Source organism: Thalassobacillus hwangdonensis (assembly GCF_042675915.1).
GTDB lineage: Bacteria > Bacillota > Bacilli > Bacillales > Halobacillaceae > Thalassobacillus_A > Thalassobacillus_A hwangdonensis.
Window position 1 is genome coordinate 846817 of record NZ_JBHTKL010000001.1, and the last position, 14550, is coordinate 861366.

The window sequence follows — 14550 nt, forward strand, 5'->3', positions numbered from 1 at the left end:
CTTGACCGGGCATCCTTTTGTTATATCATCTATTGCAGCAGTTGAGTATTTTTTTCATATTTACAACAGGTAAAGGGAAAAATACTTCCGAGGAGGGTGATTACATGGGCCGAGGTAAAGGGTTCAAAGAAAAGCGACAAAACCATGAACATGAGAAACCGAAAACAGCTAAACGATTCGCTGAATCCGGTGATCAGGTAAGGAAGATCCCTGAAGGAACTTCTCATAAAGAATGACAAAAAGGATGCCTATCCGGGCATCCTTTTTGTCAATTATCAACAATCATGTCCAATACATAATGAACGGAATGATTCAATTCCCTGTATCGCTTCTTCTTAACGTCAAAGAAGTAACTATGCAATATCAATAATTCGATATTTTCATGTGTGGATTTCACCTGGTTCGGGTGAACCTTCACTTCGCGATTTTTAACATACTCACTGGCAAGCTCCAGCCATTGGTCGTTCAATTCGAACATCGGGGCTGTTTCTTTCTTCACCACTTCAAAGTAGGCTTTATCTTTCCTATCTACTGGTTCTTGCTGCTGATCGAACTTTTCCTGAAGTTGATCGATCAGATGCCTTATATTATTGGTCGCATCGATAACGGAAGTCACTTGCCTTCATCCTTTTTCTTCAACCATATCATGTCAGAAGACAAATTTGAACGGTCACGCTCTTTTTTTCTCCCTCATTAGTGAAAAGTGATGATTCATATGAAGCTCCTTCTGATCCTTTTTCAAAAGCTTCATTTCTTCCCGGAGAGCGATAATATCTTCCTGCAAACGGTCGATTTCTTTTCGATGGGCAATTGCCATCGTAAATACAACTTCATCCGCCTTCAAGGATATCTTCTGTTCCAGCCTTCTCATTTCTTCCATGACTTCTCCTAGTGATTGTTCTAAACGCTGACGAGGAACACCTTTTTTCTCTTTCATAGATAGTACCATCTATAACTCCTCCTCCGTTCTTCTCATACCACCTTAATTCGGTATTGCTGTTCAAGTTCCTATCCAGGTGACAAAAGAAGAACGAATCCTACAAATAAAGCTAAGGAAAACCGCTCATAAAACATCCCTTTCGACAAAGACTAACAATAAGGAGGGATAGACATGTCAGAGAAACAACGAAATAAAAAGCAGAAAAATGAAAAGCAGCAGCAGAAGCATCAGAAAACCGGTAATCCAAAATTAGATGGTGAAAACCGTCCAGCTACGTAAATCAAGATGGAATGTCATCCTTTTGGAGGCATTCCTTTTGTGTTCACAGGTAAAATTTTTGCTAATTGAAGCATCAGCCGCTTCTTAAAGTAGAATTTTTGGGGAGCAAAGGATTCTGCAGGGATGGATAAATCCCACCATCGCTGTTTGATGCCTCTGATTTTATACCAGTCTTCCCTTAGCTGATCCTCATGGGTGACTATTTGATAACATTCCCTTAAAGGGCTTGCATGCCCTTTCCTGTATCCTTCATATTCTGTCCTCGACCCAGTAACTGGAACTTGTTGAATAAATATGGTGAACTGCTCATACAATGCAGGGTTGAATAGTAGAGAAGTCAACGAGTGACCGATCGCAATCCTTCGGTCAAGGCTGGTGAAACGATTGATCGATAACCCATACAACTCTCCCTCTACTGTCGGGAAAAGGACAACGTTCAATTTCAACAAAGATTCCAGGAGGTAAGGCCAGTGACGAAAAACCTGTTGATGGAAATATGGCTGGATGATTACCGGCCGCTGAATCATATTTTGTTCATTAATGATGAGCGCCTTAGTCAGACGTTGCTCATCACCCGTTTCAAAAAAACGATGCCACTCCTGGATCATGAAGGAAGAAACTTTAAATGCCTTCAATTCGTCAAATAAGGGGATACCCTTTTTTTTCGACAATGAATAAATCAGCAACTGAGGAAAAGCATCAGAGAAAATCAGCCAATTCGCTCGCTCATAAGTCATGAATAACTGGTTGCGCATTTTTTCATTTAAAAAGCTAATGAAAGGCTCTGTTGTGAGGTCTGTCATGTTCCATCCGGCATTTCTTGATACAATCCCTGCAAGAAGCGACCACTTGATCTCAGGGTATTCAAAATAGAAGTTTTGATAGGCTTTCGTACGGGTAATATTATCACGGTTATACTCATTGACTTGGGCAGCGATAAGATTCAGGTCATAAGGAGTTAAGTCGGTCATTCGACACCCCTCCTCTTTTTGTATATTATGTGACAATCCGTTCAGTAATAATGGAAAGTTGTAATATTTTTTTATTCTCATTCCTGACGGAAATTTGATATGATACTGTCATGGCAAAGAGGAGGAATGGGACAATGAATTATCCGAACGGGAAGCGTTCATCCATATCGTTACCAACTGGAATTAAAAAGAAGAAGCAGCCGGATTTCAGTAATCGCGGAATGACGCTCGAAGAAGATATCAGTGCAACGAATGACTATTATCGTACCCATGACATTGCCGTCATTCACAAAAAACCGACCCCGGTCCAGATTGTGAAAGTGGACTATCCTAAGCGGAGTGCCGCTGTCATCAAGGAAGGCTATTTCAAACAGGCTTCTACCACCGATTTCAACGGCATTTACAAAGGACAGTATGTCGACTTTGAAGCGAAGGAAACGAAGAATAAAACTTCCTTTCCTTTATCCAATATCCATCAGCATCAAATCGATCATATGAAAGCGATCCATCACCATGGTGGAATATGCTTCATGATCATGCGGTTCACTCCGCATGATGAAACCTACTTCATTTCCGCCAAGAAGCTTTTTCACTGGTGGGATGAACAATATAATGGTGGAAGGAAATCCATCCCCTACTCCTTTATCAAAAGGAATGGATACCTGATTCCTTTCCACTATCAGGCTCGAGTAGATTACATCAAAATACTCGACAAGCTTTTTTTCTAGAAATGGAGGAAATGAGTTATGGCAAATGACAGCCAGTCTCGTACAGCAAGACGAAAACAAATGCAACAAAAAGGTAAGCCAAAGAAGAAGAACAATAAGCCATTATTCAAAAAAATATTATTATCTTTACTGATTATCGGACTAGTTGCGATGATCGGAATCGGTGGACTGTTCACCTATTATATTTCAGGTGCACCGAATCTCGATGAAGCGAAATTATCCGATCCTATCTCTTCAAAGGTATATGACATGAATGGAGACCTCTTTGCTGAACTTGGCTCAGAGAAAAGGACAAAAATCACTTATAACGATTTGCCACCTGTATTGATCGATGCAGTGACAGCAACTGAAGATGCAAGGTTCTTCGAACACTCCGGAATCGATTTCCGAAGAATCGGTGCCGCTGTCGTTGCTAACGTGACAGAAGGGTTCGGAGCAGAAGGTGCAAGTACGATCACGCAACAGGTCGTTAAACGTTCCTTCCTGTCACCGAAAAAAGCATTGGAGCGTAAAGTACAGGAACAATGGCTCGCAATCAAACTGGAGCAGGAATATTCAAAAGAAGAAATCCTGCAAATGTACTTGAACAAAATCTTTTACGGCTCCCAGGCTTATGGTGTAGCAGAAGCTGCTGAAACATACTTCGGAGTCAAGGAATTGAATGAGCTGACGCTTCCACAAGCAGCATTGCTTGCAGGACTTCCTCAACGCCCTACCGCCTATAACCCGTATAAGAACCCGGATCTTGCCAAAGAACGGATGAATACGGTGCTTACACTGATGGTCCATCACGGAAAGATCAGTGAAGCGGAAGCGGAAGAAGCGAGAAAAGTGAAGATTGAGGACATGCTGAAAGAAGGCGGTTCTGACAGCAAGAATAAATACCAGCACTTCCTTGACCAAGTACAGCGTGAAGTAGAGAAAAAAGTCGAAGGTGCTGATATTTACAAAGATGGGTTGAAGATCTATACAACAGTTGACCCGAAAGCACAAGAGCACATGGAATATCTATTAAGTAAGGAAAATCCATTAGGCTTCCCTGATGACGAAATACAAACCGCAAGTACGGTAATCGATACGAAAACCGGTCAGATCCGTGCTATTGGCGGCGGACGTGATTTTGAAGGTTCAAAAGGCGGTTACAACCTTGCCATCCAGGGGGGAAGACAGCCTGGTTCCACTGCTAAGCCGATACTTGCTTATGGACCAGCTATCGAAAGTAAAGCATTGTCGTCTTACCATCAGATTGAAGATGATGAACCAATTGAAATCAATGGTGATACGATCAATAACTATGGTAAATACCATGGTTGGGTTTCCATGCGATACGCATTGACGAAATCCTTGAACGTACCTGCAGTTAAAACGATGCAGGAAGTTGGATTGGAAGAATCAAAGAAGTTTGCTGAAGGACTGGGTATCAACTTCAAGGATGGAGAAATTTATCCTGCTGATGCAATCGGTGGCGCAAAAACAGAATTGACAACTACCCAGCTCGCCGCATCCTATGCTGCGTTCGGTAACGAAGGAATGTACAACGAACCGTATGCAGTGACGAAAGTTGAATTCCCGGATGGAAAGACCGAAGAATTTAAATCTGAACCAAAAGCAGCAATGAGTAAATATACTGCTTTCGTTATGTCGGATATGCTGAAAAGTGTCCTTACCCACCCAGAAGGAACAGGTCAGGCTGCAAATATATCTGGATTACCTGTTGCAGGTAAAACCGGAACTACCAACCGTGAGGATATCAGTCCTGACTCCTGGTTCTCAGGCTATACTACAAACTATAGTATAGCTGTTTGGACCGGTTATGCGGAGTCTAATGAGCGTGATGCGTCTGCAGGCGATCATATACCGAAAGCATTCTTCAAATCGATGATGAGCACGATTTCAGAAGGAAAAGACACTGCGGACTTTGCAAAGCCTGATTCAGCCAAATGGGTCGATGTTGAAAAAGGATCGCGTCCTGCGAAATATCCAAGTGAGTACACTCCAGAGTCAGAAATTGTGACGGAGCTGTTCCACAAAGATAATATGCCGAAGGAAACATCAGAGCAATACGATCAGCTAGACCCGGTCGAAGGCTTGTCAGCAAAATATGACGAGAAAAAAGGTGTCATCAAAGTAGATTGGAAATACGGAAAGGCAAAAGACATCGCCTTTGATGTAACCGTATCGATGGATGGTCAAGGTGAACAAAAACTGACGACTACTACGGATAAGAAGCTCGAAGTTTCCAATGTCCAACCTGGAACGACCTACACCTTCAATGTCACTGCGATAAGCAGCGAAGGAGACGGCAACCGTAGCGAACCTTCCTCAGTGGATGTAAGCGTGCCTGAACAAGAGGAAGAAGATGATGGCGGTCTGTTCGGTGACGATGAAGAAGAGAATGAAGATGATGAGCAACAAGGCAATGAAGGTAATAATGGTCAAGGAAATGGTAATGGAAACGGTGGCCAAGGTAATGACGATGGTCAAGATGATGAAGGTACAGGAGATGACCAAGAAGGGGACGCATCTGATGATGGTACCACTGGTGAAGGTCAAGATGATGGGTCTTCTGGTGATGGTACTGGAGATGGTCAGGAAGGTGATTCTACTGGTGATGAGAGCACCGGTGATGGCCAGGGTGGTACGGATGATGGTACTACCGATGGATCAGAAGATGATACTGGCACTGGGCAATAACCCTTCAAGATAAAATTAAGAAAGACCCGATGAGGAGATTAAACTCTCCCATCGGGTCTTTCTTGTTCCATCAAATCATTCAGTTCGGTGAACAATTGGCTAAGCTGTTTATAAGAATAATAATGGCCTGGCTTTGCCTCGATGAATGCCACCCTCTCCTCCACATTTTTCGGAGCGATGGGCAACAAAGAAAGCCTTATAACATTGTGTCTTTCATTCTTTTGTGAGTTAAGTAAATAAAGACATTTATAAAAATAATTGATTTGGATCTTCATTGGTGTCTTTGTCTGGTTCAGCTTACGTTCCTGAAACAGAGATGCTATAATTCGGTCATTCTCCTCAGTTTTCTTCAGTAACATTGCCAACTCTTTGTTCAAAGCTTCACCCACTCTTCTTTTTCATCCTTTTCTGTCCCTCTCGGCACAAGTCAAGAAGTTTGCAGGATTGGCACTGGGGCCGTTGGGCTTTGCAGTGGTATCTTCCGAAAAAAATCATCCGATGATGGGTCTGACTCCATTCTTCTTCCGGAATTTTTCGCATCAATGTCTTTTCCACTTCTAGAACGGAATCTTTCCAGCGACAGATTCCTAAACGCTTGGAAACTCGTTCGACGTGAGTATCCACTGCTATTGCCGGTTCTTCAAAAGCGACGGAAGCAACCACATTTGCGGTTTTTCTCCCTACCCCAGCAAGGCTTTCCAGTTCCTTCTTAGTACGAGGAACTTCCCCATCATAATCGTCAATCAATGTCTGACACAGTTTGCGGATATTTTTTGATTTGTTCCTGTACAGACCGATCGACCTTATATCCTGCTGTAGTTCTTCTAAAGGGACGGAAAGGTAATCCTCGGGTGTACGGTACTTTTCAAATAAATCTTTAGTCACTTTATTTACAAGTGCATCGGTACATTGCGCAGATAATAATACGGCAATGACAAGGTCGAAGGCGTTCCTATGATTCAGCTCGCATTCTGCATCAGGGAACATCTCTTCGAATACATCAAGACAATAGCGGATCTGCTTTTTATTGAGCACAATCTCCCCTCCTACTCTTCATCCAGCCAGTTATAATAAAGTGAAACATCTCTGTTTTGTTTATTTGATTGCTCAAGATTCTTTTGGTGGCCACGGAATTGCTTGCCAGCTTCCCGGGCCTGCTGGACACTTTTGATTCCCTTCTTCTTCCATTCCCTAAGAATCCTGTCAATGTACTTGAAGTTGAGTTTACCCATAAGCACTGCTTCACGTAAAGCAGCTTTGATCAATGCAGGCTCTTGTTCATCCTGATCCAGCCATATATTGATCGTCTCGATTTCAAATGGCGAAAGAAGCCTACCGAATTCCTGCTCGAACAGCACGAATAAATTGTCATGGGTCTGCTGCTCTTCCTTGGATGACTGCTTAGGAGAAGGAGCGTACAGTTTCTCCCACAGTGGTTCAAGGGAATACCCTTCATTCAATACATTTCGTTCATTCCTTCTCTGCTCAATTACCATGAATTGTTTCTGGATCAAGCTCCGCAACGTCTTGGAACAGTCTTCCTCCGTAATATTACCATGAAGCGCAAGTTCTCCTGGTGTTGGAAAAGAATTTCCCTGATGCAGAAACCTTTTGATTTGAAGGACGATCAGCAGCTCATCATCCGTCATTCCAATCTCTTTATAATGCTCGATCAATCTGACCGGGATGGTCATCTGATCGTTGATGATTGTTTGATATTGTTGATAATTCGACATTTCATACACCTCAAAAAATATTATATCATGACTCACCGTGGCACTATACCATGGAAATGCAGAAAAAAACAGAGACCATGCCCGCACCGGGCATGGTCTGTATTTAGCAGCTTAAGGATATAGTCGGTTAAGCATACGTGGGAATGGAATTGTTTCCCTGATGTGCTCGACACCAGCAATCCATGCCACTGTCCGTTCTAATCCTAGTCCGAAACCGGAATGCGGCACACTTCCGTATTGGCGAAGCTCCAAGTACCACTTGTAGGCATCTCCACTAAGGCCATGTGCTTCGTAACGTTCTTCCATCAATGCAAGGTCATCGATTCGTTGAGAACCGCCGATGATTTCTCCGTAACCTTCCGGAGCGATCAAATCAGCACAAAGCACGACTTCCTCACGTTCAGGGTCTGGCTTCATATAAAAAGCTTTGATTTCTGCAGGGTAATTGGTGATGAATACCGGTTTATCGAACGCTTCCGCGATTGCCGTTTCGTGAGGGGCACCGAAGTCTTCTCCCCACTCAATATCATCGAATCCTTTTTCTTTCAACAGCTCGATTGCTTTATCGTAGCTGATGCGAGGGAATGGCGCCTGCACCTTTTCAAGCGCGCTGACGTCACGATCCAAGGCACCCAGTTCAAGCTTGCAGTTCTCCAAAACGGATTGAACGACAAATGACACGTAATTTTCCTGAACGACCAGGCTGTCTTCATGATCCATGAAAGCCATCTCAGGCTCAATCATCCAGAATTCGATCAGGTGACGACGTGTCTTTGATTTTTCTGCACGGAAAGTCGGACCAAAGCTGAATACTTTACCAAATGCCATCGCAGCCGCTTCCATATACAATTGGCCGGATTGTGAAAGGTAAGCATCTTCATCAAAATACTTCGTATGGAACAGTTCCGTCGTTCCTTCTGCTGAAGTTCCGGTCAGGATTGGCGGATCGATTTTCACATACCCATTGTTATTGAAGAATTCATAAGTAGCACGGATGATTTCATTACGAATTTTCATCACAGCATGCTGCTTTTTGGAGCGCAGCCATAAGTGACGATTATCCATAAGGAATTCTGTACCGTGTTCCTTCGGTGTGATCGGGAAGTCTGTTGCTTCATGAATGACTTCAAGATCCTTCACTTGCATTTCAAAACCGAACGGTGACCTTGTATCCTCTACGATTGTTCCTGTCACATACAAGGATGTTTCCTGAGTCAGCCCTTTGGCATTTGCAAATTTCTCTTCACCGATGTCATTTTTGACGACTACTCCCTGGATGAACCCAGTACCATCACGTAGTTGCAAAAATGCTATTTTACCACTGGAACGTTTATTTGCCAGCCACGCTCCGATCGTTACTTCTTCTCCTACATACTTGTGTACTTCTGAAATCGTCGTTTTCACAATGTTCCCTCCAACTGCAATTATTGATGCTTTTCAACAAATCGTTTGATTCTTTTCGCTGCTTCTTCTAGCAGATCCAATGATGTGGCATAGGACAGTCTTACGTTATCAGGGGATCCGAAACCTGATCCTGGAACCAACGCAATTTTCTCCTCTTCAAGCAATGCTTCCACCCATTCATCCACCGTCTGGAATCCGTTCGCTTCAGCAGCTTCTTTCACATTAGGAAATAGATAAAATGCGCCTTTCGGTTTCACGCAGGAAACGCCGGGTATATCGGTAATCATTTGATATAATTTTTCCAGTCGTTCATGAAATGCTTTTTTCATTTCCTCGATTTCCGTGTCATCATGCTCATATGCACTCAATGCAGCATATTGGGCAATCGATGTGGGATTGGAAGTCGAGTGGGATGCCATGTTGGTCATCGCTTTGATGATCTGTTCATTCCCCAGCGCAAATCCGATTCTCCATCCTGTCATCGCATGGGATTTGGAAACACCATTGATAATTACTGTCTGCTCATACAAGGCTTCAGAAAGGGATGCGATCGACACATGCTTTTCCTCAGTATAGGTCAGCTTTTCATAGATCTCATCGGATACAATCAAAACATCCTTTTCTATACAAACCTGCCCCAATGCTTCCAGTTCCTCTTCTGTGTACATCGTTCCAGTAGGGTTGCTTGGTGAATTCAGGATGACCGCTTTCGTTTGCTCAGTTATCGCTTCACTCAGTTGAGTTGGCGTAAGTTTAAAAGCGTTCGTTTCTTCTGCTTTAACAAATACAGGGACGCCACCCGCAAGCTTCACCTGTTCCGGATAACTTACCCAGTATGGCGTCGGGATGATCACTTCATCACCCTGATTCAGCAGCACCTGGAACAACGTGAACAATGCATGCTTCGCACCAGTAGTCACAATGATTTGAGAATTATCGTAGGACAAGTTCTGATCGCGTTTCACCTTTTCGGATATGGCTTGTTTCAGCTCGACAATACCCCCGGAAGGAGTGTACTTGGTGAGTCCTGCATCCATTGCTTGTTTTGCATCATCCAGGATGTACCCAGGTGTGTTGAAGTCCGGTTCACCCGCTCCAAGACCGATGACATCGTGTCCTTCTGCCTTCAATGCTTTCGCTTTTGCTGTTATCGCTAATGTACTTGATGGTGTCAATGTCTTTACACGTTCAGCTAAATTCACATGCTCCACTCCTTCTATGATTGTTTGAAAGCGAACTGCTGCTTTCTTTCTCCAGACTGGATGTCAAAATATGCAAATACGTAACGTCCCTGAGCATCAATGTATGTAATTTCCCAATATGGGATCGCATTCTCCATTGCAAGCTGCATGGACCTCCATTCACATTTATCACAGGAAGACTGCCATTGTTGGTTCAATGCTGCCTCTGAAATCATTTCGCTTTCTGCTATATACTCGATTAATTCCTTCGATTCTTTCTCGATAAATGCTGTGCCTGAGCCATCTTCTGCTTTACCTTTTACAATGTGGACTACTTGGTCACCGTTATAACGTTCCGTACGGTTAACTTCTGTCAACGGTGTCTCACTGAGGGCAATCTGTTCGGAGTCGGAGAAGCCTTCTGATTTCTTATCAAAAATCCCCGAGTAAAACCAGTAACCTGTCCCCAAAACGAGCAATAGGACAACAGTGAGGGCAAGCAGCGTCCATTTCAGCCACTTAGGTGCGGTATATCGTGAAGACTGCCGTTTCTTGGTCATCCTCATCAAGCGCCAACCCAAACATCAGATTTTGATCTTTCAACGTACGGTTCAAAACATCCACTATTTTATACAAATCGTCGGAATGACTCAATTTCACGGTAGATAAGGTTTCAATTTTATTCCCCATTATGATTCCTCCAAAAAAATCAGTTCAACACAAATTTTGCTATACATAGACTGCTGTGATTGTAACACAATAAGCATACACCAGTAAGGCATTACCCTTATCATTATAACAGTTTGCACATCATTTTTGATGCTGAATTGTATTATAACTAAAAAACCTGACCCACACCAGCGTGTGCCCAAAAAGGGTACACGTTTTTATATGTGGCAGGTTCTCCTCCAGAAAAAAAGAGGAGAACAGCCAGTTCGGTAAACTCAATCAGCTGGTATGAAATATTCTTCCTCATTGATATCGATGATCAGTGTTCCTGTCTGTTTCATGCGGTACACATCCATCCACAATTCCTGCATCCTTTCAATCAAACCGTCATTGATGGTGGTCCCTTTCATTTGGAAAACGACCGCAATATGCGGGTCTGTATCGTGAAGGAAGCGTTCACTTGGCGCTTTCCCCTGGCCATAATCGCCGATTTTGATAATTTGAAACGTCAGATGCTGTTTAAGGATATGGAGCTCTTCTTCAATCGTCCCCGTTGCAAAAAAAATGACGCCAGTGCTGTGATACGTAACATGTATCGCCATCTTTTCATCATCCGTATAAATGACTTTCAATTTTACATCATCCAGGTCCTTCTTTTCCTGCTCATCAAGTTTTATCGTGTGAAGATCTGACTTGATCTTCTGGAAACATCCGGTTTGCTTTTTGCCGGCATGATAGACCGTTTCTGAATGATAGGAATCGATCAATTTTTTGACATTCCCACAGTAATCTTTACTTTGATGTGTGAGGAAGATTGCATCGATATCCTTGACATGAAGCGCATCCAACTGCTGCTTGAGTTCCTGATAACTTTCAGGAGAACCGGTATTGATAAGGAAATTGTGATTTTCTTCGGTACGAATCAAAGTCGCTTCTCCTTCAGTCAAATCAAGGAATGCAATACGCGCTGTATCTTCTGTGATCAAAGCGGAATCCTCAACACCGACAACTCCACTGATCAACTGTAAGAACAATAATAAAGTGAACATGAACATCCCTGCCATCCTATCTTGATCGTTCACCTATTAGCATGTGCAGAGATAACATTCATAACCACTCCGAAACGTTCTCGATCAATGAAGCAGTCGAATCGACCTTCAATGGCACTTCAGGAATCGACTCGATGAAATACTTACCATATCTTGCTTTGATGATCCGCTGGTCGCAGACAAATACAATCCCACGGTCCGTACTGGAGCGGATGAGCCTGCCAAATCCTTGTTTGAAGCGCAGTACTGCATGAGGTAGGGAAAGTTCCATGAATGCGTTCCTTTTTTCTTCCTTCAAACGCTTGGCTCTGGCTTGATACACCGGGTGATTCGGTGGCTGGAACGGAAGTCTTACGATCATCAGGCACGAAAGATCATCTCCCGGGATATCCACACCTTCCCAGAATGAACTCGTACCCAACAGAATTGCCTGATCGAATGCCTGGAAGTTCTTTTTCAATCGTTCTCTGCTGCCACTCGAAATTCCTTGTGCGAAAATCATGAATTCTTCTGGCATGATTAGATCTTTAAGAAGATCATGCGACTTTTTCAGCATGTCATAGCTCGTGAAAAGCACAAGCATCCGCCCATTTGTCACATTCGCCAAAGAGTAAATCGCTTCGCAGGTAGCATAAATGAATTCATCAGGCTCCTCGTTGATATCCGGAAAATCGTTCGGAACCATCAATTGGACCTGTTCTTCAAATGGGAACGGCGAAGGGATTTTACTTCTTATCGTCTCTTCTTTCGGTAAACCGAGGCGGTCTGAAATATAATGGAAAGAGTGTTTCATCGTCAACGTAGCACTTGTCAAAATGACACTTTTCTTTTTATCGAACAGTGATGCTTTAATGAGATTGGAGATATCCACTGGTTCGCTGAAAAGATAAGCAGAATTTTGTGCACCATTCGCATCGATTTCAATCCATTTCACCTGGTCTACTTCCACTTCAGTCAAAAAGTCCCGTAGTTGAAAGCACATGGAAGACAGATGTTCCGAATGCGATTGAAGTTCACTTTCGCCACCTTCCTGACTATCCAGACGTACAAAGGAGCGTTGGATGGCATTAAGGCTTGCCTGGAGTCTATGGGTCATTTCCTCCAGTTTTGCAAGCAATGTACGCTTTACATTAGTCGCTGCAAAGTTGACTTGAAGTCTACCGACATCACTTTTTTCACTGGACCTCACTTTATTCTTCACCATTCGGAACAATGCCCTGAACAGCGTATCGACTTCTTCCTTTGCATTCGATACAAGCTGGAGCAGACGATCAATATCGTCACCATTTTTTAAGATGGTTGTATCATGCAGCTTCATCAAAGCTTCCAATTGGCTGAGGTTGTTCTGCCAGTCGATGTAATCCATTTTCAAACCGAAGTGCTTACTTGCCGTAGGTTCCAAATGGTGTGCTTCATCAATGACTGCATAATTGTAGGATGGAATCAATTGATGATCGAATGTCAAATCGGTACAAAGCAGCGAATGGTTCGTAATGACGATGTGCGCATGCTCCGAACGCCCTCTTGCAATACGATAATAGGAATACTGGTTTTCTTTCGCCCACGTTTCCTGTGCTTCCTCCTGATTGGATGAAATCCTGTTCCATAAGATTCTGCCGCTTGAAGGAAGCTGTACTTCATCGATATCACCAGTCTCCGTTTCTGTAATCCAGACGACGAGCATCGCTTTCGCAAGTGCGGTATCATAGTTGTCATGATTTCTTTCCTTCAACTCTTTACTGAATCTGAGCAGACTTAAGTAATGTTCCTTCCCCTTAAGGATCGCCACTCGGATAGCAACATTGTACAGGCGTTCCACCTGAGGTATTTCCTTTTCAAGCAACTGACGCTGAAGCTGTGTCGTGTAGGTGCTGATAACGACCGGTTCATCATCCGACATCGCATGATGGACGGCAGGAAGGAGATACGCTAAAGATTTACCTGTACCTGTTTCTGCTTCAATCAACGCATGTCTGGTGGAAGAAAATGCGTCAAATATGGTTTCCGCCATCGTCCTTTGCGCTTCCCTGTATTCATAGCTGTCCATAAAGGAAGCCAATCCTTTTTTCGAGTGAAAGACGAAATCAAGATGTTCTCCGAAGGAAAGCTCCGGCTTCACTTGGCTGCTATCAGGAATGTCGATCGATTTTACAGCCAAACCATGAACCAGCTTTATGTCTTTGCGACGATCAGAGGAGAAGGTTTTACGGTTCCACTCATCCATCAGGATTTGCCTTAAATCACTTTTCAAATTCCCTTCCAGCGACAACAGCTGTTCAATCGTTTCTGCCGGCAAGCTGTTGAGCTTTTTGAATAAATGCTCAAGCAATTCCGCTGTGACTCTTGTATCTGAAAGTGCACGATGTGGATCTGTGTGGTCCAGGCTCAACTGTTCGGCTAATTGTCCCAACTTGAAACTGGAGGATTGAGGCAAGAGGATTCTGGCCAGTTCAACCGTATCGATGACAGGGTTATCCAGTGGCTTCAACTGATTGTGCTGAAGCTCAAAGTTCAAAAATCCCAAATCGAATTGTATGTTGTGCGCTACAATATATGCGTCCTCGAAAAGTTCCCTGACATCTTCAGCGATTTCTGAGAATAAGGGAGCATTTGCAACATGATCATCTGCAATCCCGGTAAGATTAGTGATAAAAGCGGGTATTTGCTGTTCCGGGTACACGAAGGATTCGAACTCTTCAATAACTTCTCCGTCTTCCCAGACTATGATTCCAACTTCTATGATACGGTCCCCTCTTGCGGGTGCATTTCCTGTTGTCTCAAGATCCACTATCGTAAATTTAGCCATCATACTCCCTCATTTCTAAACCCTACAACTAACCTTAAAAAAGGCATAAAGAAAGGATTCCGCCCGTCAAACACCAGCGAGAATCCCAAAAGT

At 43.4% G+C, this 14550-nt stretch carries 15 protein-coding genes; 3 read left to right on the plus strand and 12 right to left on the minus strand.

Annotated features, from left to right (window positions below; all coding sequences use genetic code 11):
* Positions 1 to 104 precede the first annotated feature (104 nt).
* Positions 105 to 236, plus strand: a complete 132-nt coding sequence (locus tag ACFQ2J_RS04455; protein WP_386056951.1) for a hypothetical protein — start codon at positions 105 to 107, stop codon at positions 234 to 236.
* A 32-nt stretch (positions 237 to 268) separates the two neighbouring features.
* Here the strand turns inward: ACFQ2J_RS04455 and ACFQ2J_RS04460 are convergent, their stop codons facing one another.
* The 3 genes from ACFQ2J_RS04460 to ACFQ2J_RS04470 form a co-directional block, all read right to left on the minus strand.
* Positions 269 to 616 carry a DUF1798 family protein gene (locus ACFQ2J_RS04460; protein WP_386056953.1) on the minus strand — a complete coding sequence of 116 codons (348 nt, stop codon included), beginning with the start codon at positions 614 to 616 and terminating at the stop codon, positions 269 to 271.
* Positions 617 to 670: 54 nt separating this feature from the next.
* Positions 671 to 949: a hypothetical protein gene (locus tag ACFQ2J_RS04465; RefSeq protein ID WP_386056955.1), complete on the minus strand. Its 279-nt coding sequence runs from the start codon at positions 947 to 949 to the stop codon at positions 671 to 673.
* Between the two features lie 284 nt (positions 950 to 1233).
* A complete protein-coding gene (locus ACFQ2J_RS04470) occupies positions 1234 to 2190 on the minus strand; it encodes a DUF2515 family protein (protein WP_386056956.1) in 957 nt (318 codons plus the stop codon).
* 134 nt (positions 2191 to 2324) lie between these two features.
* Between ACFQ2J_RS04470 and recU the strand changes: the two genes are divergently transcribed.
* The gene (gene recU / locus ACFQ2J_RS04475) at positions 2325 to 2918 is read left to right on the plus strand and encodes a Holliday junction resolvase RecU (RefSeq protein ID WP_386056958.1); all 594 of its coding nucleotides are present in this window, start codon (positions 2325 to 2327) and stop codon (positions 2916 to 2918) included.
* Positions 2919 to 2936: 18 nt separating this feature from the next.
* Entirely contained in the window at positions 2937 to 5612 is a 2676-nt protein-coding gene (locus ACFQ2J_RS04480; RefSeq protein WP_386056960.1) for a PBP1A family penicillin-binding protein, read from the plus strand.
* 38 nt (positions 5613 to 5650) lie between these two features.
* On the opposite strand, the gene ACFQ2J_RS04485 is transcribed toward ACFQ2J_RS04480, so the two are convergent.
* The 9 genes from ACFQ2J_RS04485 to dinG all read right to left on the minus strand — a co-directional run bounded on the left by ACFQ2J_RS04485 (position 5651) and on the right by dinG (position 14457).
* Entirely contained in the window at positions 5651 to 6001 is a 351-nt protein-coding gene (locus ACFQ2J_RS04485) for a YpoC family protein (protein WP_386056962.1), read from the minus strand.
* Entirely contained in the window at positions 5994 to 6647 is a 654-nt protein-coding gene (nth, locus tag ACFQ2J_RS04490) for an endonuclease III (RefSeq protein WP_386056963.1), read from the minus strand. The genes ACFQ2J_RS04485 and nth overlap by 8 nt, the downstream gene beginning before the upstream one ends.
* A gap of 11 nt (positions 6648 to 6658) precedes the next feature.
* The gene (locus ACFQ2J_RS04495) at positions 6659 to 7348 is read right to left on the minus strand and encodes a DnaD domain-containing protein (protein WP_386056965.1); all 690 of its coding nucleotides are present in this window, start codon (positions 7346 to 7348) and stop codon (positions 6659 to 6661) included.
* 111 nt (positions 7349 to 7459) lie between these two features.
* Positions 7460 to 8752 carry an asparagine--tRNA ligase gene (gene asnS / locus ACFQ2J_RS04500; protein ID WP_386056967.1) on the minus strand — a complete coding sequence of 431 codons (1293 nt, stop codon included), beginning with the start codon at positions 8750 to 8752 and terminating at the stop codon, positions 7460 to 7462.
* Between the two features lie 20 nt (positions 8753 to 8772).
* Positions 8773 to 9954: a pyridoxal phosphate-dependent aminotransferase gene (locus ACFQ2J_RS04505; protein ID WP_386056969.1), complete on the minus strand. Its 1182-nt coding sequence runs from the start codon at positions 9952 to 9954 to the stop codon at positions 8773 to 8775.
* A gap of 14 nt (positions 9955 to 9968) precedes the next feature.
* Positions 9969 to 10499 carry a cell wall elongation regulator TseB-like domain-containing protein gene (locus ACFQ2J_RS04510; RefSeq protein ID WP_386056971.1) on the minus strand — a complete coding sequence of 177 codons (531 nt, stop codon included), beginning with the start codon at positions 10497 to 10499 and terminating at the stop codon, positions 9969 to 9971.
* On the minus strand, positions 10453 to 10623 hold the full coding sequence (locus tag ACFQ2J_RS04515; protein WP_386056972.1) for a YpmA family protein: 171 nt from the start codon (positions 10621 to 10623) through the stop codon (positions 10453 to 10455). Before ACFQ2J_RS04515 ends, ACFQ2J_RS04510 begins: the two co-directional genes overlap by 47 nt.
* 254 nt (positions 10624 to 10877) lie before the next feature.
* Positions 10878 to 11657 carry a ComEC/Rec2 family competence protein gene (locus ACFQ2J_RS04520; protein ID WP_386056974.1) on the minus strand — a complete coding sequence of 260 codons (780 nt, stop codon included), beginning with the start codon at positions 11655 to 11657 and terminating at the stop codon, positions 10878 to 10880.
* 52 nt (positions 11658 to 11709) lie between these two features.
* The gene (gene dinG, locus ACFQ2J_RS04525) at positions 11710 to 14457 is read right to left on the minus strand and encodes an ATP-dependent DNA helicase DinG (protein ID WP_386056976.1); all 2748 of its coding nucleotides are present in this window, start codon (positions 14455 to 14457) and stop codon (positions 11710 to 11712) included.
* Between the last annotated feature and the right edge of the window lie 93 nt (positions 14458 to 14550).

What these genes read in the sequence shown, in the direction of transcription:
- ACFQ2J_RS04455 (WP_386056951.1), top strand. Translation starts at nt 105, where the DNA reads ATGGGCCGAGGTAAAGGGTTCAAAGAAAAGCGACAAAACCATGAACAT.
- ACFQ2J_RS04465 (WP_386056955.1), bottom strand. Translation starts at nt 949, where the DNA reads ATGGTACTATCTATGAAAGAGAAAAAAGGTGTTCCTCGTCAGCGTTTA.
- ACFQ2J_RS04470 (WP_386056956.1), bottom strand. Translation starts at nt 2,190, where the DNA reads ATGACCGACTTAACTCCTTATGACCTGAATCTTATCGCTGCCCAAGTC.
- recU (WP_386056958.1), top strand. Translation starts at nt 2,325, where the DNA reads ATGAATTATCCGAACGGGAAGCGTTCATCCATATCGTTACCAACTGGA.
- ACFQ2J_RS04480 (WP_386056960.1), top strand. Translation starts at nt 2,937, where the DNA reads ATGGCAAATGACAGCCAGTCTCGTACAGCAAGACGAAAACAAATGCAA.
- ACFQ2J_RS04495 (WP_386056965.1), bottom strand. Translation starts at nt 7,348, where the DNA reads ATGTCGAATTATCAACAATATCAAACAATCATCAACGATCAGATGACC.
- ACFQ2J_RS04510 (WP_386056971.1), bottom strand. Translation starts at nt 10,499, where the DNA reads ATGAGGATGACCAAGAAACGGCAGTCTTCACGATATACCGCACCTAAG.
- ACFQ2J_RS04515 (WP_386056972.1), bottom strand. Translation starts at nt 10,623, where the DNA reads ATGGGGAATAAAATTGAAACCTTATCTACCGTGAAATTGAGTCATTCC.
- ACFQ2J_RS04520 (WP_386056974.1), bottom strand. Translation starts at nt 11,657, where the DNA reads ATGTTCATGTTCACTTTATTATTGTTCTTACAGTTGATCAGTGGAGTT.
- dinG (WP_386056976.1), bottom strand. Translation starts at nt 14,457, where the DNA reads ATGGCTAAATTTACGATAGTGGATCTTGAGACAACAGGAAATGCACCC.